The sequence below is a fragment of the Azospirillum sp. TSH64 genome, from assembly GCF_003116035.1.
Taxonomy (GTDB): domain Bacteria; phylum Pseudomonadota; class Alphaproteobacteria; order Azospirillales; family Azospirillaceae; genus Azospirillum.
This window is the reverse complement of the sequence record NZ_LGQW01000015.1, coordinates 5405537-5426802: the sequence shown is the minus strand read 5'-3', so window position 1 is coordinate 5426802 and position 21266 is coordinate 5405537. Positions and strand designations below refer to the sequence as shown.

23 protein-coding genes are annotated in these 21266 nt (G+C 66.8%); 10 read left to right on the top strand and 13 right to left on the bottom strand.

Going from position 1 to position 21266, the window contains the following annotated elements; all coding sequences use genetic code 11:
• Window positions 1-10: 10 nt before the first annotated feature.
• The 4 genes from TSH64_RS25910 to TSH64_RS25895 all read right to left on the bottom strand — a co-directional run bounded on the left by TSH64_RS25910 (window position 11) and on the right by TSH64_RS25895 (window position 2996).
• Window positions 11-1891, bottom strand: a complete 1881-nt coding sequence (locus TSH64_RS25910) for a peptidylprolyl isomerase (protein WP_109449451.1) — start codon at window positions 1889-1891, stop codon at window positions 11-13.
• A 231-nt stretch (window positions 1892-2122) separates the two neighbouring features.
• Window positions 2123-2302, bottom strand: coding sequence for a CsbD family protein (locus TSH64_RS25905; protein WP_098740061.1), 180 nt, complete (start codon window positions 2300-2302; stop codon window positions 2123-2125).
• Window positions 2303-2416: 114 nt separating this feature from the next.
• Window positions 2417-2755 carry a hypothetical protein gene (locus tag TSH64_RS25900; protein WP_109449449.1) on the bottom strand — a complete coding sequence of 113 codons (339 nt, stop codon included), beginning with the start codon at window positions 2753-2755 and terminating at the stop codon, window positions 2417-2419.
• A 22-nt stretch (window positions 2756-2777) separates the two neighbouring features.
• Window positions 2778-2996, bottom strand: coding sequence for a hypothetical protein (locus TSH64_RS25895; RefSeq protein ID WP_146208075.1), 219 nt, complete (start codon window positions 2994-2996; stop codon window positions 2778-2780).
• A gap of 183 nt (window positions 2997-3179) precedes the next feature.
• On the opposite strand from TSH64_RS25895, the gene TSH64_RS25890 reads away from it, so the two are divergent.
• On the top strand, window positions 3180-3521 hold the full coding sequence (locus tag TSH64_RS25890; RefSeq protein ID WP_109449445.1) for a YnfA family protein: 342 nt from the start codon (window positions 3180-3182) through the stop codon (window positions 3519-3521).
• Here TSH64_RS25890 and TSH64_RS25885 read toward each other — a convergent pair.
• The gene (locus tag TSH64_RS25885; RefSeq protein ID WP_109449442.1) at window positions 3493-3738 is read right to left on the bottom strand and encodes a hypothetical protein; all 246 of its coding nucleotides are present in this window, start codon (window positions 3736-3738) and stop codon (window positions 3493-3495) included. The genes TSH64_RS25890 and TSH64_RS25885 overlap by 29 nt on opposite strands.
• Before the next feature lie 600 nt (window positions 3739-4338).
• On the opposite strand from TSH64_RS25885, the gene TSH64_RS25880 reads away from it, so the two are divergent.
• Complete coding sequence (locus TSH64_RS25880) at window positions 4339-6516, top strand: bifunctional diguanylate cyclase/phosphodiesterase (RefSeq protein ID WP_109449440.1); 2178 nt, start codon at window positions 4339-4341, stop codon at window positions 6514-6516.
• 80 nt (window positions 6517-6596) lie between these two features.
• Here TSH64_RS25880 and TSH64_RS25875 read toward each other — a convergent pair whose 3' ends face one another.
• Genes TSH64_RS25875 through map form a run of 4 tightly spaced genes read right to left on the bottom strand, consistent with a single transcriptional unit; the run spans window position 6597 to window position 9100 of the window.
• Window positions 6597-7049: a cupin domain-containing protein gene (locus TSH64_RS25875; protein ID WP_109449438.1), complete on the bottom strand. Its 453-nt coding sequence runs from the start codon at window positions 7047-7049 to the stop codon at window positions 6597-6599.
• Window positions 7042-7635, bottom strand: a complete 594-nt coding sequence (locus tag TSH64_RS25870) for a Uma2 family endonuclease (RefSeq protein ID WP_109449436.1) — start codon at window positions 7633-7635, stop codon at window positions 7042-7044. The genes TSH64_RS25875 and TSH64_RS25870 overlap by 8 nt, the downstream gene beginning before the upstream one ends.
• A gap of 38 nt (window positions 7636-7673) precedes the next feature.
• Entirely contained in the window at window positions 7674-8294 is a 621-nt protein-coding gene (locus TSH64_RS25865; RefSeq protein ID WP_109449434.1) for an NUDIX hydrolase, read from the bottom strand.
• The gene (map, locus tag TSH64_RS25860) at window positions 8291-9100 is read right to left on the bottom strand and encodes a type I methionyl aminopeptidase (protein WP_109449432.1); all 810 of its coding nucleotides are present in this window, start codon (window positions 9098-9100) and stop codon (window positions 8291-8293) included. The genes TSH64_RS25865 and map overlap by 4 nt, the downstream gene beginning before the upstream one ends.
• A 188-nt stretch (window positions 9101-9288) precedes the next feature.
• On the opposite strand from map, the gene radA reads away from it, so the two are divergent.
• The 4 genes from radA (at window position 9289) to TSH64_RS25840 (ending at window position 13847) form a co-directional block, all read left to right on the top strand.
• Window positions 9289-10737: a DNA repair protein RadA gene (radA, locus tag TSH64_RS25855; RefSeq protein WP_109449430.1), complete on the top strand. Its 1449-nt coding sequence runs from the start codon at window positions 9289-9291 to the stop codon at window positions 10735-10737.
• Window positions 10738-10812: 75 nt separating this feature from the next.
• On the top strand, window positions 10813-11502 hold the full coding sequence (locus TSH64_RS25850) for a CvpA family protein (RefSeq protein ID WP_109449428.1): 690 nt from the start codon (window positions 10813-10815) through the stop codon (window positions 11500-11502).
• Between the two features lie 108 nt (window positions 11503-11610).
• Window positions 11611-13059, top strand: a complete 1449-nt coding sequence (gene purF / locus TSH64_RS25845) for an amidophosphoribosyltransferase (protein ID WP_199237667.1) — start codon at window positions 11611-11613, stop codon at window positions 13057-13059.
• 80 nt (window positions 13060-13139) lie between these two features.
• The gene (locus TSH64_RS25840; RefSeq protein ID WP_109449424.1) at window positions 13140-13847 is read left to right on the top strand and encodes an SDR family NAD(P)-dependent oxidoreductase; all 708 of its coding nucleotides are present in this window, start codon (window positions 13140-13142) and stop codon (window positions 13845-13847) included.
• Window positions 13848-13973: 126 nt separating this feature from the next.
• Here the strand turns inward: TSH64_RS25840 and mutS are convergent, their stop codons facing one another.
• The gene (mutS, locus tag TSH64_RS25835) at window positions 13974-16610 is read right to left on the bottom strand and encodes a DNA mismatch repair protein MutS (protein WP_109453042.1); all 2637 of its coding nucleotides are present in this window, start codon (window positions 16608-16610) and stop codon (window positions 13974-13976) included.
• 351 nt (window positions 16611-16961) lie between these two features.
• Between mutS and TSH64_RS35695 the strand changes: the two genes are divergently transcribed.
• The 4 genes from TSH64_RS35695 (at window position 16962) to TSH64_RS25820 (ending at window position 19213) form a co-directional block, all read left to right on the top strand.
• Window positions 16962-17357 (top strand): hypothetical protein, encoded by a 396-nt coding sequence (locus TSH64_RS35695; protein ID WP_158285414.1) that lies wholly within the window; start codon window positions 16962-16964, stop codon window positions 17355-17357.
• Complete coding sequence (locus TSH64_RS25830; protein WP_158285413.1) at window positions 17347-17937, top strand: CHAP domain-containing protein; 591 nt, start codon at window positions 17347-17349, stop codon at window positions 17935-17937. The genes TSH64_RS35695 and TSH64_RS25830 overlap by 11 nt, the downstream gene beginning before the upstream one ends.
• A 22-nt stretch (window positions 17938-17959) precedes the next feature.
• Window positions 17960-18511, top strand: coding sequence for a hypothetical protein (locus TSH64_RS25825; protein WP_109449421.1), 552 nt, complete (start codon window positions 17960-17962; stop codon window positions 18509-18511).
• A 183-nt stretch (window positions 18512-18694) separates the two neighbouring features.
• Complete coding sequence (locus TSH64_RS25820) at window positions 18695-19213, top strand: hypothetical protein (protein ID WP_109449420.1); 519 nt, start codon at window positions 18695-18697, stop codon at window positions 19211-19213.
• A 53-nt stretch (window positions 19214-19266) separates the two neighbouring features.
• Here TSH64_RS25820 and TSH64_RS25815 read toward each other — a convergent pair whose 3' ends face one another.
• From TSH64_RS25815 to TSH64_RS25805, 3 genes are all read right to left on the bottom strand, one after another.
• Window positions 19267-19590 (bottom strand): hypothetical protein, encoded by a 324-nt coding sequence (locus TSH64_RS25815; RefSeq protein ID WP_146208074.1) that lies wholly within the window; start codon window positions 19588-19590, stop codon window positions 19267-19269.
• Window positions 19591-19787: 197 nt separating this feature from the next.
• Window positions 19788-20135, bottom strand: coding sequence for a hypothetical protein (locus tag TSH64_RS25810; RefSeq protein ID WP_109449418.1), 348 nt, complete (start codon window positions 20133-20135; stop codon window positions 19788-19790).
• Between the two features lie 384 nt (window positions 20136-20519).
• A complete protein-coding gene (locus tag TSH64_RS25805) occupies window positions 20520-21194 on the bottom strand; it encodes a hypothetical protein (protein ID WP_146208073.1) in 675 nt (224 codons plus the stop codon).
• Window positions 21195-21266 lie beyond the last annotated feature (72 nt).

Here is a 21266-nt window from a genome sequence, read left to right as displayed (position 1 = left end):
CGCCGAAGCCTCAGTTGCTGGCGAAGAACTGGTCGATGCGCTGGCGATGGATGCGGACCGGATACTTGTCGCGCAGCGCGTTGGTGAACTCCGCCACCAGATCGCTCTCCATCCCCTGTTCGACCGCGGCGCGGACCGGCGCCAGATCGGCATCGGCGGCCTTCGGATCGGCCGGGATGATCTCCTTCAGGCGGGTGACCACCTGGGCATCGGCGGTGTTGCCGGTGACGACCTCGTTCGGCTTGGCGGCGAACAGCTTGGCGACCATCTCGGCCGGCAGACCCTGGACCGCCTGGGCGTCGCGGGTGAAGGGGCTGGTCATGGCGAAGGTGGCGCCGGACTGGGTGGCGATGTCCTGGGCCGCGGCCTCCGCACCCTGCTTCAGGTTGGCTGCGATCTCCTCCGCCTTCTTGGCGGCGCGCTCGGCGCGCTGCTCCTGCTGCCAGTCGGCGATGACCTGCTCGCGCACGTCGGCCAGCGGACGGACGGCGGCGGGGATCACGCTGTCGACGCGGACGGCGGTGAAGTTGCTTCCCTCGCCCTCCGTCAGGTTGGAGGAGGCGCCGGTCTTCAGCTGGAAGGCGTTCGGCAGCAGCGCCTTCAGGCCGGGCAGGTCCGGCGCGGCGTCCTTGCCGTCCGGCGCCTTGCCGGTGCTGTCGATGGCGGCGACCTTGCTCAGCACCAGACCCTGGGCCTGGGCGACCTCGTCGAGCGATGCGCCGCTGGCCAGCTGGTCCTCGACCCGGTTGGCGATGGAGAAGACGGAGTCGAGCGCCTGCTCCTTCTTCAGCTCGGCCGCCAGCTGGTCGCGCACATCCTCGAAGCTCTTGGTCGAGGCCGGGGTGACGCCGGTGACGGCCATGACATGCCAGCCGAGCGCGCTCTTGATCGGGTCGGACGGCTTGCCCGGCTCCAGCGCGAAGGCGGCGTCGCCGATCTCCGGCAGGTCGGCCTTGGCGATGTTGTCGAGCGTCACCGGCTCGACGCCGGCATCCTTGGCGGCCTCGGCCAGGCCCTTGGCCTTGGCGGCCTCGGCGATCTGCTTGGCCTTCGCCTCGTCGTCGGTCACCACCATCTGGACCGAGCGCTTTTCCGGGGCGCCGAACTCGTTCGCGCGCTCTTCGTACGCCTTGCGGAGCTGGGCGTCGTCGATCTTGATGTCCTTCGCCAGCGCGTCGGGCGACAGGCGGGCGACCGTCAGGGCGCGGTATTCCGGGGCGGTGAAGCGGACCTGATGGTCGTCGTAAGCCTGCTTGACCGTCGCGTCGTCGGGCACGCCGACATCGCCGATGGAGGCGTTGGGCAGGGTCACCACTTCCGCCACGCGCTTTTCGCCGCGATAGCGGTAGAGGTCCTGCACCAGCGGCTGCGGCGGGGTCAGGCCGGCGGACACCGCACCGGCGACCAGCTGGCGGGCGGTCTCGCGCTGGATCATCGCGACATAGCCGTCTTCGGTCAGCTGGTTGTTGCGCAGCACGGACCGGAAGATGTTGGGGTCGAACTGGCCCTGCTGGTTGCGGAAGGCCGGCTCGTCGGCGATGCGCAGGCGGACCACCTCCGGGCCGACGGCGATGCCCATGTCGGCGGCGGCGAGGTCGAACAGCGAGCGCTGGATCAGCGATTGCAGCGACTGTTCCAGAAGGCCGAAGCGCTTGGCCTGCTCGGCGGTCAGGTTGCCGCCCAGCATCGGGCGCAGCCGTTCCATCTGCCGGCGGAATTCCTGGTCCAGCGCCTGCTGCCCGATCTCCACCTTGCCGACCTCGGCGACGGTGGTGGGGGTGGAGGAGCGGAACACGTCGCCGATCCCCCAGACGCCGAAGCTGAGGATCAACAGCACGAACAGGATCTTGACGACCCAGGAGCCGGCGAAATTGCGGATGAACTGGAGCATGGGACCCGAATCTAAGCGCGTCGTTCGGCCATCCGGCCGGGGCGGCGCATCATAGATAGGGGAAAGAGGGGGGGCAACAGCCCATTTCCGGCTTGGGCGTTGCCGCTGGCGCCCGCCCGGCGGGGCCCGAGCATGCGAACGCCCCGGCCCTGCATCGAAATGCGGGGCCGGGGCGTCCGATGGTCACGCCGGATCGGCAAACCCTCGCGGGCGCCGGGATCGCGTCGGCGGTTACTTCAGCGCGTCGCGCACGGCATCCTTGGCGCCGCCGACGCTGTTCTGCACCTTGCCGGCGGCCTTTTCGCCGCGGCCCTCAGCCTCGGTCTTGGTGTCGCCGGTCAGCTTGCCGGCGGCTTCCTTGATGGCACCCTTGATGGAACGGGCAGCGCCTTCGATGCGATCCTTGTCCATGGTGGCAACCTCATCTGTGTTGGTTATGCCAGGACAACGGATCGGAAGGCAAAAGGGTCCATTAAAAATAATACACGAAAGGCAAGCGGCCCAGGCCCCACGCTTCCGTCCGGCTCACGCCCGGCGTGGTCCATCGACTCCGCGGCCGGCCGACCGCGCCGGCATGCCGCCATCGACGGGCAGGTCGCGGTGCATCGGCCCGGCGCTGTGACGGCGCAGGGCCGCCAGCTGGAGGGCGTGATGGGTGATCTGGTTGCGGAAATCGCGGTCGACCCGGCTGAAGGCGCTGAAGGCCAGCTTCACGGCCGCCGGGGATCGGGTGTGCAGGGCATCGTTCAGGGAATCGCGCAGGGTGCGCAGTTCGAGGATACCGGGAACGAAGGCCATTTCGACCGCCTCCGCCATAATCTCGACGGAACACAGCGTGGCTTCGTCATCGAGCGTCAGGCGCATTCCGCGTTCTCCCCGCCCGTGGTCAGGAACCGAGCAGATCCAGCACCGCCGGCAGGCAGCGGCTGCGGGACGAGCACTCTTCGCAACGGCCCGCCATCGGACGCGGGTCCGGACAATGCCGGTCCCGCAACGCCTCCAGCCCCTGGAACAGGATGCGCTTCTTCGAGTCCGAAATCACGTCGGTGGCCCGGATCGTTTCGATGGCATCCCGCATCGGGTCGGTAGCGTCTATGAGCATCATAGTATGCCTCCTCCCAGCGAATTTATGCCGCACCCCCGGCCAAGTCCATGAATGCACTGTAATATTAGGGCGGCAAATTGAAACGAGCTGTGGCGCCTTGCAATGGAGTGCACCCTGTTGACGCCGAGGGGCACGGCCGTCAGCATCCTGCCGGTCTGAAGCGGGGCTGGGGTGGACGGGCGGATGGAGCGGACACAGGGCGCGACGCTGGCGCTGTATGGCGCGGCGGCGCTGGCGGAGATCGCCGGCTGCTTCGCCTTCTGGGCGTGGATAAGGCTGGACCGCAGCGCGTGGCTCGTCTTGCCGGGGGTGGCCAGCCTGTGCCTGTTCGCCTGGCTGCTGACGCGGGCCGACGCCGAATTCGCCGGGCGGGCCTATGCCGCCTACGGCGGCGTCTACATCGCGGCGTCGCTGCTGTGGCTGTGGCTGGTCGAGGGTGCGCGGCCCGACCGTTGGGATGCGGCCGGCGCGCTGATCTGTCTGGGCGGAGCGGCGCTTATTCTGGCCGGGCCGCGCGGGGGCTGAGCGCCGACGGGGCCAGCCGGCTGACCCACGGGTGCAGGGCAGGGCCGTTGACCAGCACAAGCCGGCCGTCATCCACCCGCAGATAGGCCCCGACGCGCACCCGGCGGCGCAGGATGTCGTCGTTGAGCATGATCTGCGCATCGGCCAGGGACAGCGGGGTGCCCTGGTAGTATGCACGGCCGTCGGTGTGTCGGATCTGGCTGAATGCGTTGGTCATGACGGAATGCTCCCAATCGTTTTTTCTCGAACCGCGGACCGTTGACGGACCCGACGGGCCGGCGCCAGCCGACCTGGGGGTCGGTTGTTGCGGCCATTGTCAGGAAAAACGCCTGGGACCTGCGGTTTATTCCTCCATCAGGCACAAAGAGACGGGACTGGCTGAAAAAATGCCGGGACGGTTCTCGGACCGGCGGTGCCGGCAACTGGTGTCGGCGAATATCTTGGGGTGTATACCGCCGAAGGTCCAGCACGCCGGACCCAATGCCCCCGAATTGTCGCAGACCACACGCGCGAAAGATGTAGCGATGCGGCGGATGGTGCGCGTCCGTTTCCGAAACCGCGGCCTGAATTGAACCATGTCAATCGTGCTTCGGCTTCCAACCGTTAGAGTGCGAAAGCATCACGGCGGCGGGGTTGCGGAAATGTCCTGCATTTACGCGTCCGCTTGACGTTGGAAAAGATGCCGGACGGGGTCATAATACCACCGTCGGGTATCCGAATTCGGTCAGCCGGTATCCCGGCGATGTATCACGAGGTCCGTCTTTCGGGCCGGACAGAAGAAACGGATCGCTTCGTGGACCTACAACCGGCGGATCAGATGAACGGTTCCGAGTGCAGCGGGTCCGGCGCGGCGGACGCCGCCGGGATGCCGCGCGATCCGGCCTTCCTGGCCTCGCTGGCCGCCAGCCTGCTCGACGATGGGGGGATGGCGGGTGGGATGGCGCTGGTCTATCTGGACCGCGACCGCGTGTGCCGGCATGCCGACCGCCATTTCGCGGCGGCGCTCGACCGTTCGCCGGCGGAGCTGGTCGGCCGTCCGCTCGCCGCCATCGACCATCCCGTGACGGCGGCGCTGGGGGCCGCCATCGCCGCCCTGGGTCAATCGCCGGCCCACGGCTCGGCCCCGGTCGATTGCCCGACGCTTGGCTGCGATGGCCGCCGCTCGATTCTCAGCGGCAGCGTGACCGCCCATCGCGACGGCGCCGGGACGATTCTCGGCTATCTCGGCACCTTCCACCAGACCGGCGATCCCGACCGCATCGCCCAGTTCGTGACCTGCCGCGACAGCTTCGTCGCCACCCTGCTGGACGCGGCGGTGGACGGCATCATCGTGTCCGACCGCAGCGGCACCATCCGCTCGATCAACCGCGCCTGCTGCCGCCTGTTCGGCTATGAGGACAGCGAGCTGGTCGGGCGCAGCATGACCATCCTGATGCCGCCGCCCTTCTCCCGCGACCACGCCCGCTATGTCGACACCTATATGCGGACCGAGCGGGCCAAGATCATCGGCATCGGCCGCGATACGCTGGGCCAGCGCAAGGACGGCACGGTGTTCCCCATCCATCTCAGCGTCGGCGAGGCGCGGATGGGCGACGACGTCACCTTCGTCGGCATCATCCGCGACATTTCCGACCGTCTGGCGGCGGAGCAGCGCGCCTCCTACCTCGCGCGGCACGACCCGCTGACCGGCGTTCTGACCCGCACCGCCTTCCTGGAGGAGTGCGAGGCGCTGTTCGCCGGCCACCGCGCCGGCGGGCCGGAGGGCGGCAGCGCGGATGGCAGCGCAAATGGCGGGATGTTCGCGCTGTTCGCGCTGGACGTCGACCAGTTCAGCGACGTGAACGAAGCCTTCGGCTTCCATGTCGGCGATGCCGCGCTGAAGGCGATGGTCAGCCGGGTGACCGAGGTGCTGCCACCCAACACCATCATCTGCCGCATCGCCGCCGACGAATTCGCAGCGCTGTCACGGGTGGCTGATGCCGATCAGGCGCGCACGCTGGCCGGGGTGCTGCACGACCGGCTGACCGCGTCGATCTACGCCGACCGCCATTGGGTGCGGCTGCGGCTGTCGGTCGGCGCCGCGGTGCAGGACGAGACGGTCAGCACGCTGGAGGACCTGAACGCCAAGGCCAAGCTCGCTTTGCAGGCGGTGCAGCACAATGGCGGCAACGCCATCTGCTTCTACACGCCGGAAATGGCGGCGGCGGCGACGCGGCGGATGATGCTGACCATGCATCTGACCCATGCGATCGAACGCAACGAGCTGCGCCTCGTCTACCAGCCCATCGTCGACAGGGCCGGCCGGGTCCGCTCGGCGGAGGCGCTGCTGCGCTGGGACCATCACGCGCTGGGGCCGGTGTCGCCGGGGGAGTTCATCCCGGTCGCCGAGGAAAGCGGCCTGATCGTGCCGATCACCGACTGGGTGCTGTCCACCGCCATCGCCCAGATGACGGCCTGGGAGGCGGAGGGCGTGCTGCCCGACCGCGTCTTCCTCAACATCTCCGGCCAGCAGTTCCTGCGCGGCAACCTGACCCTGCGCCTGGAGGAGTTGCTGGGCGAGCATCCGTCGCTGCGCAGCCATCTCGGGCTGGAGATCACCGAGCAGGCGGCGGTGCGCGACTTGAAGGTGGCGGTGCGGACGCTGGGCGAACTGGCCGCTCTCGGCATCCAGGCGGCCATCGACGATTTCGGCTCCGGCTATTCCTCGCTCAGCTATGTGCAGCAGCTGCCGGTGGCGAAGCTGAAGATCGACCGCGCCTTCGTCATCGACGTGCCGGAGAACCCGAAGAGCAACGCGCTGGTCCGGGCCGCCGTCGGCATGGCGCACGGCCTTGGCCTGACCACCGTGGCGGAAGGGGTGGAGACGGCGGAACAGCGCGATTTCCTGGTGTCGGTCGGCTGCGACATGATGCAGGGCTACCTGTTCGGCCGCCCGATGGCGCCCGAGGCGCTGGCCGACATGGTGCGCACGCAGGCCGCGCCGGCCATCGCCTGATCTCCCGGTCCGGTGCCGGGGCGATCCGTTGGGACGATCAAGCACTGAGCGATCCGGGCGAGGGGACGGTCACCCGCCCCTCACAGCTTTTCCGTCGGCTCCCATCCCTCCGGCGCCATCCGGAACCCGGCGAACTCGAAGGCCGGCGCCACGGTGCAGCTGACAAGCGACCAGCCCTCCGGCCCGTCGGCCAGACTGCGCGCCGCCTGCCAGGCTCCCACCGGCACCACCGCCTGCGGCCGCTCGCCGCCGGCGATGTCCATCCCTAGCCGGTGGCGTTCGACCGTTCCGCCCTCCTGATGAACCGACAGCTCCAGTGGCGCCCCGCCGTGCCAGAGCCAGATCTCGACGGCATCCACCGTGTGCCAGTGCGACCGCTGCCCGGCCTTCAGCAGGAAATAGATCGCCGTCACCGCCCCGCGCCCGCCGTCGCCCGGCGCACGGTAGGTCTCGGCGTAGAAGCCCCCCTCCGGATGCGGCTGCAACTCCAGCATTTCGATCAGCCGCTCGGCGGACAAGGCGTATTCAGGCATTGTCGGTATCGCTCACAGGGATGGTCAGGTCGAAGGACACCCGCGTGTCCTCATAGATCGCCGCCAGCGGCAGCGTCACCTCCAGCGCCGGGATCGCCAGCACGCCGTCGCGCCCGGACAGCAGCTCATGCGTCCAGCCGTCGCCGGCCCGGCGGAAGCTCTCGACCACCGCCACGCGCTGATGGATCAGCACATAGTGGGTCAGCGAGGGCAGGGTGCGGTAGGCGGCGCTTTTGGTGGTGTGGTCGTAGCTGGAGGTGCTGTCGGACAGAACCTCGACGATCAAGATCGGTTCGCGGGCCAGCCGGTCGCGGTCGTCCAGCTTGGCACAGGTGACGAAGACATCCGGATAGAACACCGACTCGTCGGCCCAGATGCGCATCGTCTCCTGGAACACCCGGCAGGGCGACCCGCGCAGCTCGCCGCGCAGGGCGGCATAGACGTTGCCGGCGATCTGGTTGTGGGCGACCGTTCCGCCGACCATGGCGACGATCTCGCCCTGGAGGAACTCGTGGCGGCCGTCCTGCCGCTCCTCCCAGGCGAGAAACTCGTCAAGCGTCATCCGGCGCTCTTTGCGCAGGGCCATGGCCGCCCTCCCGGTCGGTGAAAGGTCGCCCCGTCTTTCTACACCGACCGCGTCCGCGCCGCCATGCCCAGCCCCTCGCGCAGTTCCGGCAGCAGCATCGCCCCCAGCATGGCGATCACCGGCAGCACCGCATAGTCGCCCTGGGCCGCCGCGTCGATCAGCTCGCGGGCGCTGTGCAGCTCGATCCGCATGTCCTCCAGATCGCCCTGATCGGGTTCCGCCACCTTGCGGGCGCCCTTGGCGTGGAACATGTGGCAGGTGCTGCCCTTCGAGTTCGCCCCGACGACAAAGCCGCCCAGCGCCGTCCAGTCGTCGGCGGCATAGCCGGTTTCCTCCAGCAGTTCGCGTTTGGCGGCGGCCAGCGGATCCTCGCCGGGCTCGATGGCGCCGGCGGGGAAGGTCAGGCTGACGCGGCGCGGCCCGTGCTTGTAGGTGCGCAGCATCACGACCTTGCCGTCCTCGGTCTCCACATACATCAGGGCGAAGTCGGGCTGGTCGAGCTGGTAGAAATTATCCACCGTCCGCCCGTCCGGCAGCCGCACCGTCTCCGCCCGCACCTTCAGGTACGGGCTGGCGTCCAGCAGCTCACGGCTGCCGAGCACGTCCCAAGGCTTCTGTTCGCCCTGCTTCTGTTCGTCCTGCTTCCGGTCGTCGCTCATGCGGCGCTCCCGTAGGGCGGCTGGGTGTGGCCGGCGGGGGAGAGGGTGAAGATCTCGCAGCCGTCCTCGGTGATGCCGATCTGGTGCTCGAACTGCGCCGACAGCGAGCGGTCGCGGGTGACCGTGGTCCAGCCGTCGGACAGGATCTTCACCTCGGGACGGCCGGCGTTGATCATCGGCTCGACCGTGAAGACCATGCCGGGGCGCAGCTCCACGCCGGTGCCGGGCTTGCCGAAATGATCGACGTGCGGGGCGCCGTGGAACTCCCGCCCGATGCCGTGACCGCCGAAATCGCGCACGACCGAGCAGCGCGCCGCCTCCGCCATCGTCTGGATGGCATGGCCGATGTCGCCCAGATGGTTGCCGGGCTTGGCCTGGGCGATGCCGGCCATCATGCAGCGGTAGGTCAAATCGACCAGTTTGCGCGCCTTCACGCCGACCTTCTCACCGACGAAATACATGCGGCTGCTGTCGCCGTACCAGCCGTCCAGGATCACGGTGACGTCGATGTTGACGATGTCGCCCTCGACCAGCTTCTTGTCGTCGCTGGGGATGCCGTGGTTGACGACATGGTTGGGCGAGATGCAGCTGCAGGCCGGATAGCCCTGGTAGCCCAGCGTCGCCGGGATGCCGCCACGGTCGCGCTGGAACTCCTCGATCAGCGTGTCGAGTCTCCCCGTGCTGACGCCCGGCACCACGAAGGGCGCGATGTAGTCCAGCGTCTCGGCCGCCAGCCGGCAGGCCTTGCGCAGCGCCGCGAACTCTTCCGGACCGTGCAGAACGATCCGCCGTCCATCCTTGTCCATCAAACCGTCATCCGTCACGTAAATCCTCTGACCAACCTTCGGCCGCTGCGACCATCCGCAGGCAGCGCAACAAGCTATCACGCCACCCGTCTGAAAAAAGCCCCTGCATTCCACCCCTGCAATCGTAGGATTCGGCGGAATGGCTTGCTATATGTGGCGGGCCCTATCCCCATTGGACTACCAGACCTTTGGCGAAGCCCACCACCCGATATGTCTGCCAGGCTTGCGGCGCCTCCTTCCCCAAATGGGCGGGCAAGTGCGACGCCTGCGGCGAATGGAACAGCCTCGTCGAGGAGGCCGCGCCCGACAGCGCGCCCAAAGGGCTGGGCGCGGCCCGCGGCCGCCGCATCGACTTCGTCGGGCTGCACGGCTCCAGCGAGGCGCCGCCCCGACGCATGACCGGCATCGCCGAGTTCGACCGCGTCTGCGGCGGCGGGCTGGTCCCCGGCTCGGCCATCCTGATCGGCGGCGATCCCGGCATCGGCAAATCGACCCTGCTGCTCCAGGCGATGGCCCGGCTGTCGCAGGACCACCGCTGCGCCTATGTCTCGGGCGAGGAGGCGGTCGATCAGGTCCGTCTGCGCGCCCAGCGGCTGGGCTGCGCCACCGCCCCCGTCGATCTGGCCTCGGCCACCAGCGTGCGCGACATCGTCGCCTCGCTCGACGACGCCAAGGGTCCGGAGGTGATCGTCATCGATTCGATCCAGACCATGTACATGGACAATCTGGACAGCGCCCCCGGCACCGTCGCCCAGGTCCGCGCCAGCGCGCAGGAGCTGATCCGCGTCGCCAAGCGGCGCGGCGTCGTCCTGCTGCTGGTCGGCCATGTGACGAAGGAAGGCATGATCGCCGGTCCCCGCGTGCTGGAGCACATGGTGGACACGGTGCTCTATTTTGAAGGCGAGCGCGGCCACCAGTTCCGCATCCTGCGCGCGGTGAAGAACCGCTTCGGCCCGACCGACGAGATCGGCGTGTTCGAGATGGGCGACGCCGGGCTGGGCGAGGTCGCCAACCCGTCCGCCCTGTTCCTGGCCGAACGCCGCGGCGACGTGTCGGGGGCCGCCGTCTTCGCCGGGATGGAGGGCACCCGTCCCGTGCTGGTCGAGGTGCAGGCGCTGGTCGCCCCGTCGCCGCTCGGCACGCCGCGCCGCGCCGTGGTCGGCTGGGATTCGGCGCGCCTCGCTATGGTGCTGGCGGTGCTGGAGGCGCGCTGCGGCGTGCAGATCGGCGCCAACGACGTCTATCTGAGCGTGGCGGGCGGCCTGCGCATCACCGAACCGGCGGCCGATCTGGCGGTCGCCGCGGCGCTGGTGTCGTCGCTGACCGGGGAGCCGGTGCCGGCCGACACGGTGGTGTTCGGCGAACTCGGCCTGTCCGGCGAGGTCCGCGCCGTGAGCCAGACCGACACCCGGCTGAAGGAGGCGGCGAAGCTCGGCTTCTCCTCCGCCATCTTCCCGGCGCGGCGCGCCGGCAAGAAGGGCAGCCGCGGCGACAACGGCCTCAAGACCGTCGAACTCCAGCAGCTGGGCGAGCTGATGCCGCTGTTCCAGCCGCAGGGCTCCTCCGGCCGGCCGCCGTCCCGGCGCGGCCATGACGACAACGACACGCGCCGCTCGCGTGACGACGAATACATCTGACCGCAATTCCGCCTTCACTCGGCACATTCACCAATCGGCACCTCATCAATCCCTACAGGCAATCGGCACAGGGTCATGGACACTCTTCCCGTCAATCCGGTGGACATCGTCGTCTTCGCCGTGCTGCTCCTGGCCGCACTGCTCGCCTTCAGCCGCGGCCTCGTCGCCGAACTGGTGTCGGTTGCCGCCTGGGCCGGTGCGGCCATCGTCACGCTCTACGCGCTGCCCCATGTCCTGCCCTATGCGCAGATCTACATCCGCTTCGAGATGCTGGCCTACGCCGCCTCGGCGGTGGGCGTCTTCATCGTCGCGCTGATCGTGCTGTCGCTGCTGGGCCGCAGCCTGTCGCGCGGGGTGCAGGCCTCCGCCCTGTCGGCGCTGGACCGCACGCTGGGCTTTGCGTTCGGTCTGGTGAAGGGTGGGATCCTGGTTTCCATCGCCTACCTCTTCTTCCTGTGGCTGGTGCCGAACCAGGCCGAACAGCCGGTCTGGCTCCAGCAGGCGAAGACCCGGCCCTTCCTGGCGATGGGGGCGGAAACGCTCTACGCCTTCGTGCCGGAGAATTTGCGCAAGGAAGGTCTCGGCCAGATGGACATGGCGCGCGACCGTGCGCGTCAGGCGATGGAGGCCAAGCAGGCGCTCGACCGCCTGTCGACGCCGGTGCCCAGCCCCGCGAAGACCGGGGGTGCGCAGGCGCCCGATACCGGTTATAAGGACCGCGATCGCGCCGATCTTGAAAGGCTGATGCAGAACAACGCCCGCTGAGCTTGACCGCTCGGTTTTGGCGCGATTGACGTTTGTGGGACCGTGGTTTTTTCCGTTGCATGTGCTGACGCGCGCCGACGGCGCCTCTTGGACGAAGGACTTCTGGTGATGCTGACGACGCATCCGTTCGACGACGACAAGCTGCGCGAAGAGTGCGGCGTGTTCGGCATCTACGGCAACCCGCAGGCGGGCGCCATCACGGCGCTGGGCCTGCATGCCCTGCAGCACCGCGGGCAGGAGGCGGCGGGCATCGTCAGCTTCGACGGCGGCCGGTTCCACCTCCAGCACACGCTGGGCCTGGTCGGCGACCATTTCAGCTCCGAGGCGATCATCGCCAAGCTGAAGGGCGGCAGCGCCATCGGCCATGTGCGCTACGCCACCACCGGCGACACCTCGATCCGCAACGTCCAGCCGCTCTACGCCGACTTCGAGTTCGGCGGCTTCGCGCTGGCGCACAACGGCAACCTGACCAACGCCCAGGTGCTGCGCCGCCAGCTGGTCCGCCGCGGCTGCCTGTTCCAGTCCTCGACCGACACCGAGGTCATCGTCCACCTGATGGCGACCGCCCGCGGCGGTTCGCCGGTCGACCGGCTGATCGAGGCGGTGCGGCAGGTCGAGGGCGCCTTCTCCCTGGTGGCGCTGTCCTCCAAGGAGGTCATCGGCGTCCGTGACGCGCTTGGCGTCCGTCCGCTGGTGCTTGGCAAGCTCGGCGACACCTACATCCTGGCCAGCGAGACCTGTGCCTTCGACATCGTCGGCGCCGACTATGTCCGCGACGTCGAGCCGGGCGAGATGATCGTCATCGACGACAGCGGCGTCCACAGCCTGCGCCCGTTCCAGCCGCAGCAGCGCCGCCTGTGCATCTTCGAATACATCTACTTCGCCCGCCCCGACAGCGTGATGGAAGGCACCTCCGTCTATGAGGCGCGCCAGCGCATCGGCCGCGAGCTGGCCCGCGAGGCCGGCGTGCCCGCCGACGTGATCGTGCCGGTGCCGGACAGCGGCGTGCCCGCGGCGCTGGGCTATGCCCAGGAAGCCGGCGTGCCCTTCGACCTCGGCATCATCCGCAACCATTATGTCGGCCGTACCTTCATCGAGCCGACCGACCAGATCCGCCATCTCGGCGTGAAGCTGAAGCACAACGCCAACCGTGCGATGATCGAGGGCAAGCGCGTCGTGCTGGTGGACGACAGCATCGTCCGCGGCACCACGTCGAAGAAGATCGTCGAGATGGTGCGCGCCGCCGGGGCCAAGGAGGTGCACATGCGCATCTCCAGCCCGCCGACCTCGCACCCCTGCTTCTACGGCATCGACACGCCGGAGCAGAGCAAGCTGCTGGCCCACCGCATGACGGTGGAACAGATGCGCGAGTTCATCCAGGCCGACAGCCTCGCCTTCATCTCGCTCGACGGCCTCTACCGCGCGATGGGCGACGAGAAGCGCGACCCGGCCAAGCTCGGCTACTGCGACGCCTGCTTCACCGGCGATTACCCGATCCCGCTGACCGACGCGCTGGACCAGCCGCCGGTCGAGTCGAACGTCCCGGTTCGCGCCTGACCTCGAAAAACCCTCTCCCGTCCTGGGGGAGGGTTTTTCATATGTGAACGAACAATAATCCCAGGAAACGAGTCGTCCCCATGTCCCGTCTCTCCGGCCGCATCGCCCTCGTCACCGGCGCCTCGCGCGGCATCGGCGCCGCCGTCGCCAAGCGTTTCGCCGCCGAAGGCGCCCATCTGGTCCTGGTCGCCCGCACGGTCGGCGGGCTGGAGGAGACCGATGACGCCATCCAGAAGCTCTCCGGCCAGTCGGCGACGCTGGTGCCGATGGACCTGCGCGACTACGACAAGATCGACCAGCTCGGCCATGCGCTCTACCAGCGCTTCGGCAAGCTGGACGTGGTCGTCGGCAATGCCGGCGCGCTGGAGGCGCTGGGTCCGGTCGCCCAGTACGATCCGAAGCTGTGGTCACGGGTGATGGACCTGAACGTGACGGCGAACTACCGGCTGATCCGTTCGATGGATCCGCTGCTGCGCGCGTCGGGCACCGGCCGCGCCATCTTCGTGACGTCGGCCGCCGCCAAGGCGCCGCACCATTACTGGATGCCTTACGGCGCCAGCAAGGCGGCGCTGGAGATGATCGTGAAGACCTATGCGATGGAGGTCGCCGGCTCGACCCTGCGCGTCAACCTGCTCGACCCCGGCGTGGTGGCGAGCAAGCTGCGCACCCAGGCCTTCCCCGGCGAGGACCCGACCAAGGTCGCCCAGCCCGACGACGTGACCGAGCGTTTCGTGGAATTGGCCGAGGCCGGGTGCGAGCGCCACGGGGAGTTGGTTCAGGCGCAATAGCGACTGCCTAAATCCCCCTCTCCCCCCCCGGGGAGAGGGTCGGGGTGAGGGGGATGCACCTGCCGGATGTCTTCGGCTGCGCCGAACCCCCTCATCCTAACCTTCTCCCCAGGGGGGAGAAGGGATTTACCTTACCATCCCGCGCAGCCGATACAGCTCCTCCAGTGCCTGCTTCGGCGTCAAGCTGTCCGGATCGATCCCCGCCAGCGCCACCTCGACCGCCGACGGCCCGGCCGGTGCCGTCTCGACCTCCGCCACCACCTTCGCCGGCCGTTTCAGCGCCGCGCTGAACAGCGGCAGATCCTCGGCCAGCCGGTGGATCGTCGCGTTCTGGTCGCCCGATTCCAGCAGCTTCAGCACCTCGTCGGCCCGCCCGACCACCGCCGGCGGCAGCCCGGCCAGCTTGGCGACGTGGATGCCATAGCTGCGGTCCGCCGCCCCCGCCGTCACCTCGTGCAGGAACACCACGTCGCCCTGCCATTCCTTGATGCGCATGGTGTGGCAGGACAGCGCCGGCAGCTTCGACGCCAGCATCGTCAGCTCGTGATAGTGCGTCGCGAACAGCGCCCGGCAGCGATTCACGTCGTGCAGATGCTCCACACAGGCCCAGGCGATCGACAGCCCGTCGAAGGTCGCCGTCCCGCGCCCGATCTCGTCGAGGATCACCAGCGCCCGCGTGCCCGACTGGTTCAGGATCGCCGCCGTTTCCACCATCTCCACCATGAAGGTGGAGCGCCCGCGCGCCAGATCGTCGGCGGCGCCGACGCGGCTGTAGAGCCGGTCGACCACCCCGATATGGGCCTGTTCCGCCGGCACGAAGCCGCCCATCTGCGCCAGGATCGCGATCAGCGCGTTCTGCCGCAGGAAGGTCGATTTACCGGCCATGTTCGGACCGGTCAGCAGCCACAGCCGGTTGTCCGGCGCCAGGTCGCAATCGTTCGCCACGAACGGCCCGCCATGGGCGGCGTCCAGCACCGCCTCCACCACCGGATGCCGCCCGCCCTTGATCGAGAAGGCGAGGCTGTCGTCGACCAGCGGCCGGCTGTAGCGCCGCTCCTCCGCCAGTTCGGCCAGCGAGGTGGCGACGTCCAGCGCCGCCAGCGCATGGGCGGCTTGCGCGATGGCGTCGGCCTTGCCGGCGACCACCTCGACCAGCCCGGCGAACAGCTCCAGCTCCACCGCCAGCGCCCTGTCGGCGGCCTCCGAAATGCGGCGCTCCAGATCCGACAGCTCCACCGTGCCGAAGCGCACGGCGTTCGCCATGGTCTGGCGGTGCATGAACACTTCGCGCCCCTTATCCGACATCAGCTTGTCGGCATGGGCAGCGGTGACCTCGATGTGATAGCCCAGCACGTTGTTGTGCTTGACCTTCAGCGACGGCACCCCGGCGATATCCGCATATTTCGCCTGCAATCCGGCGATCAGCCGCCGGCTCTCGTCGCGCAGCGTCACCAGCTCGTCCAGCGCATAGCTGTAGTTGCGGGCGATGAAGCCGCCGTCGCGCGCCAGCAGCGGCAGCTCCGGCGCCAGCGCCTGGGTCAGCTGGTCGACCAGTTCCGAATGCGCGCCCAGCCGCTTGTCCAGCGCCGCCAGCCCGTCCGGCAGCGGCATGGATCCTGCCAGCAGTTCCCTGATCAGCCCGGCCTGCCGCAGCCCGTCGCGGATCGCCGCCAGATCGCGCGGGCCCCCCCGGCCCAGCGTCAGCCGCGACAGAGCGCGCTCCAGATCGGGGCAGCTCCGCAAGGCGCCGCGCAGCTCGCCGCGCAGCCGCTCGCCCGTAAGCGCGAATTCCACCATGTCGAGCCGGCGGCCGATTGCGGCCGGATCGGTCAGCGGCGAGGTCAGGTGGGCGCAGAGCAGCCGCGCCCCGGCTCCGGTCACCGTGCGGTCGATGGTGGCGAGCAGGCTGCCGCGCCGCTCCCCGCTCAACGTCCGCGTCAGTTCCAGGTTGCGCGCGGTGGAAGCGTCGATCTCCATCACCGCACCCGGCCCCAGCCGGCGCGGCGGCGACAGCCGGGGCACGCGCCCCTTCTGCGTCAACTCGACATAGCCGACCAGCGCACCGGCCGCCGCGACCTCCGCCCGCGTGAAGGTGCCGAAGGCGTCGAGCGTGCCGACGCCATACTGGCTCAGCAGCCGCTGCCTGCCGTTCTCACTGTCGAAACGCGGGGTGGGCTGGATGGTCAGTCGCGACTTCCATTCGCCCCACAGCTCGAACAGCTCCGGCGTCTGGCTCAGCTTTTCCGAGACCAGCACCTCCTGCGGGTCGAGACGCCCCAGCGCCGCACCAAGTCCGGTGCGCTCCACCGGCTGCACCACCAGCTCGCCGGTCGACATCTCCAGCCAGGCCAGCCCCAGCCCGCCGGCCGTCTCCGCCACCGCCGCCAGCCAATTGGAGGAGCGGGCGTCGAGCAGGCTGTCCTCGGTCAGGGTGCCGGGGGTGACGATGCGGATGACGCCGCGCTTCACCACCGATTTGCCCCCGCGCTTCTTCGCCTCGGCTGGGTCTTCCATCTGCTCGCAGATGGCGACGCGGAAGCCCTGGCGGATCAGGCGCTGCAGGTAATTCTCGTGGGAATGCACCGGCACGCCGCACATCGGGATGTCTTCGCCCAGATGCTGGCCGCGCTTGGTCAATGCGATGTCCAGCGCCGCCGCGGCATTGACCGCATCCCCGAAGAACATCTCGTAGAAGTCGCCCATCCGGTAGAACAGCAGGCAATCGGGATGCGCCTGCTTGATCTCCAGATACTGCGCCATCATCGGGGTGGCGTCGGGCGGGATGACGATTTCTGCGATGTCGGACACGGGAACCACGGAGCCTTGGATGGGTGTTGTTTCGGATGCGCACCCTATCACGGGATATGCAGCCGAGGGATAGAGGGCGAGAAAAAAACTATTTGAAATGCTGCCTGTAGCCGCTGCAATTCGCCTGATGACATTGAAGGACGGAATACGGGCATGCAGAGGTTCATGAGTGGCTCTGCGAACCTGTTGCAAAGAACACCAATATCGCTTATTTTTATTTTTACACTCTCTCCAAGCGTACACCCATTCGAAAGATTGCTATTTTTTGGATTTTTTAAACTTAACAAAACAACCTAGTGAAGAAAAATGATTTCTATAACTTTCAATCAAATAGAAGAATTTTACAAAAGTTCTCTAGAAAATTTCCGAACGAGAACATTTAACTACTTATCTAACTCAAATAAAGAGAAATTATCTGGAATTTCTTATCATGAATATTGCATTATTGTAGACAGGGTAATCGAAAAATCTGCGCCATTTGATCTGAGATCTGAGAGAGATTTGTTTCTTTTTTTATCATTTATATTTGAGTTTGGAGAAGATTTCGCTGCAGCGCCGGAAATGGATTGGTTGCGTTCCATTTTGCGCGACCCACTGCCGATGAAAATGGAGCGTATTTTCGACGCAGCTCTGCTGCGTTTCCGACCGCCCCCGTCCAATGTCAAAGTCAAAGGTATACAGGGGGGAATACATGCCAACTGAGAACAATGGAGATGCAGAGCGTGAGGAAAAGCTGAGGAAATGCATAGAAGAGTCTCTCAAATATTCTAACTCACAAATTTATTTACCTCCGATTTATAACCCACCTATCCTTTCTTGCGTGAGTGCCCAAACTCAGCAACAGAAAATTGTCGAAACAGCGAAAGAAAAAGTCGATAGCACCGACTGGGCGAAGATGAAGGAAAAGCCCCCTTATGGCGGGGCTGGAAAATGGAAATGCAATTTATTCGTGTATGATGCGTTGACCCAGGCTGGCGCAAAAGTGCCGCTTGAAACACGCTGGAGCATAAGCAACTTCGGATATGTCAGCTATCCACCGCTTGCAGGTCAATGGGGAGACCCGTCGCATACCATTCAGGGATGGGTGGTTGTCACAGATCCTCAACCGGGCGATGTCGCGGCAATCCCCTCGAATGCGGGCGGCGCGAGCGGGCATGTCGGGATAGTCTCCGGCGATGGGAAAACGATCAGCGCGACCGATAAGTCGGTGGTGGAAAATGACTGGGGCTTCCGCGACGACCAGAAGGGGACCGTCGTATTCAGGCGCTATGTTGGCCAATAGGGCCGTCGGGAGGCGGATTCGAATGTGGACGGTCGCGGTGGCGATTTCCGCAGCGGGTCTGACGTTGGTCTTTCTGTTTCACTTCCAATCGCGTCTCGAACCTGCGGCCATGCCGACCGTCACCAGCGAGAGAACTATGAAAGAACTTCGGACTACCATACGAGGCATCGAAGTCAGAATCGTCGATCTTACCTCTCCCGATGAGTTAGCCCGGTATGAGGAGTTTCGAACGATCCATGCGCAACCCAGGCTCTATCTGGCCGAAACACTGGCCCTGTTGGAGGATCCCTTTGTCAGCGATCTTCAAAAGGAAATTGCCGGCTATGCCATGCAAGGGCTGGACGACGCGGGTTTCCTGGGGCTTGCATGGCGCCTTCTCGAACTTTGCCGCGCCGGTCGGATCAGTTCCGACCTTTTCCAAACCATCGTCTTTGCCCCTGATCACTGGAATGACCTGTGGCTTCGGCGTGGCCGCGACCCGGCGGCAGTGAAATATCTTCAGGAGGTGTCGCACAGTCAGAAGGTCGACGCCGACACCCGGGCTTATGTTGCCAAGCATCTGCTCGGCGGCTGACTGTCCGGCCTATGTTACGACCCCTGCATGTGGTCGGGCGGCTGCGATTCCGGGTGCGTCCCCGTTGCGGTTGACGGCTGCTCGCTGTCGGTCGCTAAATTGGGTGGGGCCTCGCGAAACCACGGCGACGGTCCTGAAATGATCGGACCAACCTCCGACCACAAAAATAGGGAGACGGCCATCATGACGCAATCGACCGGGCAGACCGTGCCCGCCGCCACCTCTTCCGAGGTGCGGGAGGTCGTTGCCCTCTTCGCCACCCGCGCCGCGTTCGACCGCGCGGTGGAGGCCCTGCTGGCGGCGGATTTCGACCGCGCCGACCTGTCGGTGCTGGCCAGCCACACCTCGCTGGAGGCCGCCGATCCGAAATACCGGCCGCGCGACGAGGCGCTGACCGGTCTGGTGGGCGAGCTGAAATACGCCTTCCCCCTGACCACCGCCGGCCTGATCGCCATCGTCGGCGGCCCCATCGAGGCGGCGCTGGCGGCGCTGGTCGCGGCCGGCGTCGGCGGCGTGGCGATCAAGGATTATCTGGACGAGCTGACCAGCCATCCCAAGCCCGACGAGTTCTCCCGCGCGCTGGAGGCCGGCGGCATCATCCTGTGGGTGCGGGTGGAGACGGCGGAGCGCGAGGCCCAGGCCTCCGCCCTGCTGGATCGCGAGGGCGGCGGCAACGTGCATGTGAGCGTCCGCGACGCGTGACGGAAACGGCAGGGTCGGGCAGGGGATAAGGAGGCTGCGTCAGGCAGGCGGCGTCAGGCGGTCAGGTTCATCACGGCGCCGCGCTTGGCATCCTGCCCGGTCAGCTTCCGCTTCAGCTCCTCGGCGATTTCCTTCTCGACCGCCTCCCGCTTCTCCGACGGCATCGATTTGAGGTCGTCCTCGGTCATCTTGTGCCGGGCGAGCCAGTCGTCGCGGATCCGCTCGGCCGGGGTCTTCTTCGATTCCTTCAGGAAGGCGTTGACCGCGTCGGTGTCGGTGGTGGGCCCGGCACTGCTGCCCCAGCCCTTGCGCTCGGCCGCCGTCTGCGACTGGGTGTAGAGGGAGTTCGAATAGCCGCTGTAGCCGTTGACTTGCATCGCGGTGGTCCCGCTGTCGGTTGCGCCGCCGCCGGACAGCACCTGCCGGCAGTGCGGTGCGCGATGCAATTTCAACGCCGAACGGGAAGTCTTTCCGTTCCAGGGGCTTGAGGCGCCCGCCAGGGTGGCGGAGCCTGCCGCCGGGCAAGGTTTGCCGGCCAGTTCCTGCCGGCTCCGGCCTGCGCGGACCCTTCACCTCACGCCGCGGCGGCCTGCCGGCGCTTCGGGGCGTCGACCATCCGCAGCCCGTGTGCCCGGTACTGCGCCTGGACGATGGACGCCCATCCCATGCGGATCAGCGTCAGCTTCACCCCGTCCGACAGGTCGTCGCCGGTGACGAGGTCGGTCACCTGCCACATCAGCGTGTCGTCCACCGAGCGCGGGAACATCGCCGCCACCCGCAGCAGCCGCGCCATCAGCGCCGCCACCGTCTGCCGTCCCAGCCCGCGTTCGGCCAGCGCCAGCGCGTCGTTCAGCGCCGCCAGCTCCCGCCGTCCCTTCAGCGACGTCTCCGCCGCGCGTCCCGTGCTCGTCCGGCCGGTCATGGCCCGTCTCCCGCATTACGCTCCACACGGGACCAGTTTGACGACGCGATGGCGGTGCCGCTGTGACGGCGGTCACAACCGGCGGCATCAGCGGCGCCGGTGGCGCTTTTTTCAGTGCGGGCGTTCGTGCCCGCCGATCCGGCGCCGAGGGTCGGGAACGCGGTCGCTTCCCCACACTCCTGACGCCGGGGCCGCACCCGTCGGCGTTTCGGTGGCATTTTCCGGAAACTGGCGGCAGTCCGCACCGCCAGCCCGAGGGGCGGCATCGAGTGAAATCCGGATCAATCCCCTGATCGGGCCCCTGATCGGGCCCCTGATCTGGATTCCCTCGTCCCATCACTTCAATCGGCGCGAGGACTCCCGATTTCGCCGGCCGCGAACGGATTATTTGTCCACGCCGAAATCGAAGTAGCTGTCCATGGCGCCGGCAGCGAAACCGATCGCGCGGACTTGGCTGTTGTAGAAGATCATCGCGTATTCGCCCTCGTTCAGGGGAGCGTTCACCGCCACCGCGTAGAGGATGGAGCCTTTCGGGGCCTTCGATTGATCCGGCATCTTCTCGACCGAGGTCGGAACGACGCGGTCCTTGTTCACGCCGGTCGAGTAGCTCATATAGCCGCCGCCGACGATGACCTCGCGGGTTCCGTTGTCGCGCACGGCGAAATTGGCCAGCGTGAAGTAGCTCTCGGGCTGGGCATTGCTGGGAACGGCGATCACGAACATCGGCTGCTTGCCGGTCAGGCGCAGCGTCGCGCGAACGCCTCTCAGCACCGCATATTGTCCGACACCACCAAAACCCAAGGCCCGCACGGCCGTCCGCAACTGCGGCGTGAGGTACTGCATCGATTTTTGCTGGCCGTTGTCGATCAGGATGACTTCTTCGGGGTTGACGGTGTTCCTTAACTTGATGGCGGAGAAATTGATTTTCACCGGCGCTTGCGCGGCCGGGGTGGAATCGAGCGTGGTGTTGGCACGATTCTGATTGCAGGCCGAAAGGCCAACGACGAGAGCCAAGGAAAGCAGGGAGTTCTGCAAAAATTTCAGAGACATGCCATTCATCTTCCAATGACTCCGCAAAGTTGAGGAAAAGCGTCAGAACTGGAAAATCGATACGTAAATTGCGGGAACCTT

What these genes read in the sequence shown, in the direction of transcription:
- TSH64_RS25805 (WP_146208073.1), bottom strand. Translation starts at nt 21,194, where the DNA reads ATGAATGGCATGTCTCTGAAATTTTTGCAGAACTCCCTGCTTTCCTTG.
- TSH64_RS25815 (WP_146208074.1), bottom strand. Translation starts at nt 19,590, where the DNA reads ATGCAAGTCAACGGCTACAGCGGCTATTCGAACTCCCTCTACACCCAG.
- TSH64_RS25840 (WP_109449424.1), top strand. Translation starts at nt 13,140, where the DNA reads ATGTCCCGTCTCTCCGGCCGCATCGCCCTCGTCACCGGCGCCTCGCGC.
- map (WP_109449432.1), bottom strand. Translation starts at nt 9,100, where the DNA reads ATGGACAAGGATGGACGGCGGATCGTTCTGCACGGTCCGGAAGAGTTC.
- TSH64_RS25820 (WP_109449420.1), top strand. Translation starts at nt 18,695, where the DNA reads ATGACGCAATCGACCGGGCAGACCGTGCCCGCCGCCACCTCTTCCGAG.
- TSH64_RS25810 (WP_109449418.1), bottom strand. Translation starts at nt 20,135, where the DNA reads ATGACCGGCCGGACGAGCACGGGACGCGCGGCGGAGACGTCGCTGAAG.
- TSH64_RS25865 (WP_109449434.1), bottom strand. Translation starts at nt 8,294, where the DNA reads ATGAGCGACGACCGGAAGCAGGACGAACAGAAGCAGGGCGAACAGAAG.
- purF (WP_199237667.1), top strand. Translation starts at nt 11,611, where the DNA reads ATGCTGACGACGCATCCGTTCGACGACGACAAGCTGCGCGAAGAGTGC.
- TSH64_RS25850 (WP_109449428.1), top strand. Translation starts at nt 10,813, where the DNA reads ATGGACACTCTTCCCGTCAATCCGGTGGACATCGTCGTCTTCGCCGTG.
- TSH64_RS25885 (WP_109449442.1), bottom strand. Translation starts at nt 3,738, where the DNA reads ATGACCAACGCATTCAGCCAGATCCGACACACCGACGGCCGTGCATAC.
- TSH64_RS25880 (WP_109449440.1), top strand. Translation starts at nt 4,339, where the DNA reads ATGAACGGTTCCGAGTGCAGCGGGTCCGGCGCGGCGGACGCCGCCGGG.
- TSH64_RS25870 (WP_109449436.1), bottom strand. Translation starts at nt 7,635, where the DNA reads ATGGCCCTGCGCAAAGAGCGCCGGATGACGCTTGACGAGTTTCTCGCC.
- TSH64_RS25890 (WP_109449445.1), top strand. Translation starts at nt 3,180, where the DNA reads ATGGAGCGGACACAGGGCGCGACGCTGGCGCTGTATGGCGCGGCGGCG.
- TSH64_RS25905 (WP_098740061.1), bottom strand. Translation starts at nt 2,302, where the DNA reads ATGGACAAGGATCGCATCGAAGGCGCTGCCCGTTCCATCAAGGGTGCC.
- mutS (WP_109453042.1), bottom strand. Translation starts at nt 16,610, where the DNA reads ATGATGGCGCAGTATCTGGAGATCAAGCAGGCGCATCCCGATTGCCTG.
- TSH64_RS25830 (WP_158285413.1), top strand. Translation starts at nt 17,347, where the DNA reads ATGCCAACTGAGAACAATGGAGATGCAGAGCGTGAGGAAAAGCTGAGG.
- TSH64_RS25825 (WP_109449421.1), top strand. Translation starts at nt 17,960, where the DNA reads ATGTGGACGGTCGCGGTGGCGATTTCCGCAGCGGGTCTGACGTTGGTC.
- TSH64_RS25910 (WP_109449451.1), bottom strand. Translation starts at nt 1,891, where the DNA reads ATGCTCCAGTTCATCCGCAATTTCGCCGGCTCCTGGGTCGTCAAGATC.
- TSH64_RS25875 (WP_109449438.1), bottom strand. Translation starts at nt 7,049, where the DNA reads ATGCCTGAATACGCCTTGTCCGCCGAGCGGCTGATCGAAATGCTGGAG.
- TSH64_RS35695 (WP_158285414.1), top strand. Translation starts at nt 16,962, where the DNA reads ATGATTTCTATAACTTTCAATCAAATAGAAGAATTTTACAAAAGTTCT.
- TSH64_RS25895 (WP_146208075.1), bottom strand. Translation starts at nt 2,996, where the DNA reads ATGATGCTCATAGACGCTACCGACCCGATGCGGGATGCCATCGAAACG.
- TSH64_RS25900 (WP_109449449.1), bottom strand. Translation starts at nt 2,755, where the DNA reads ATGCGCCTGACGCTCGATGACGAAGCCACGCTGTGTTCCGTCGAGATT.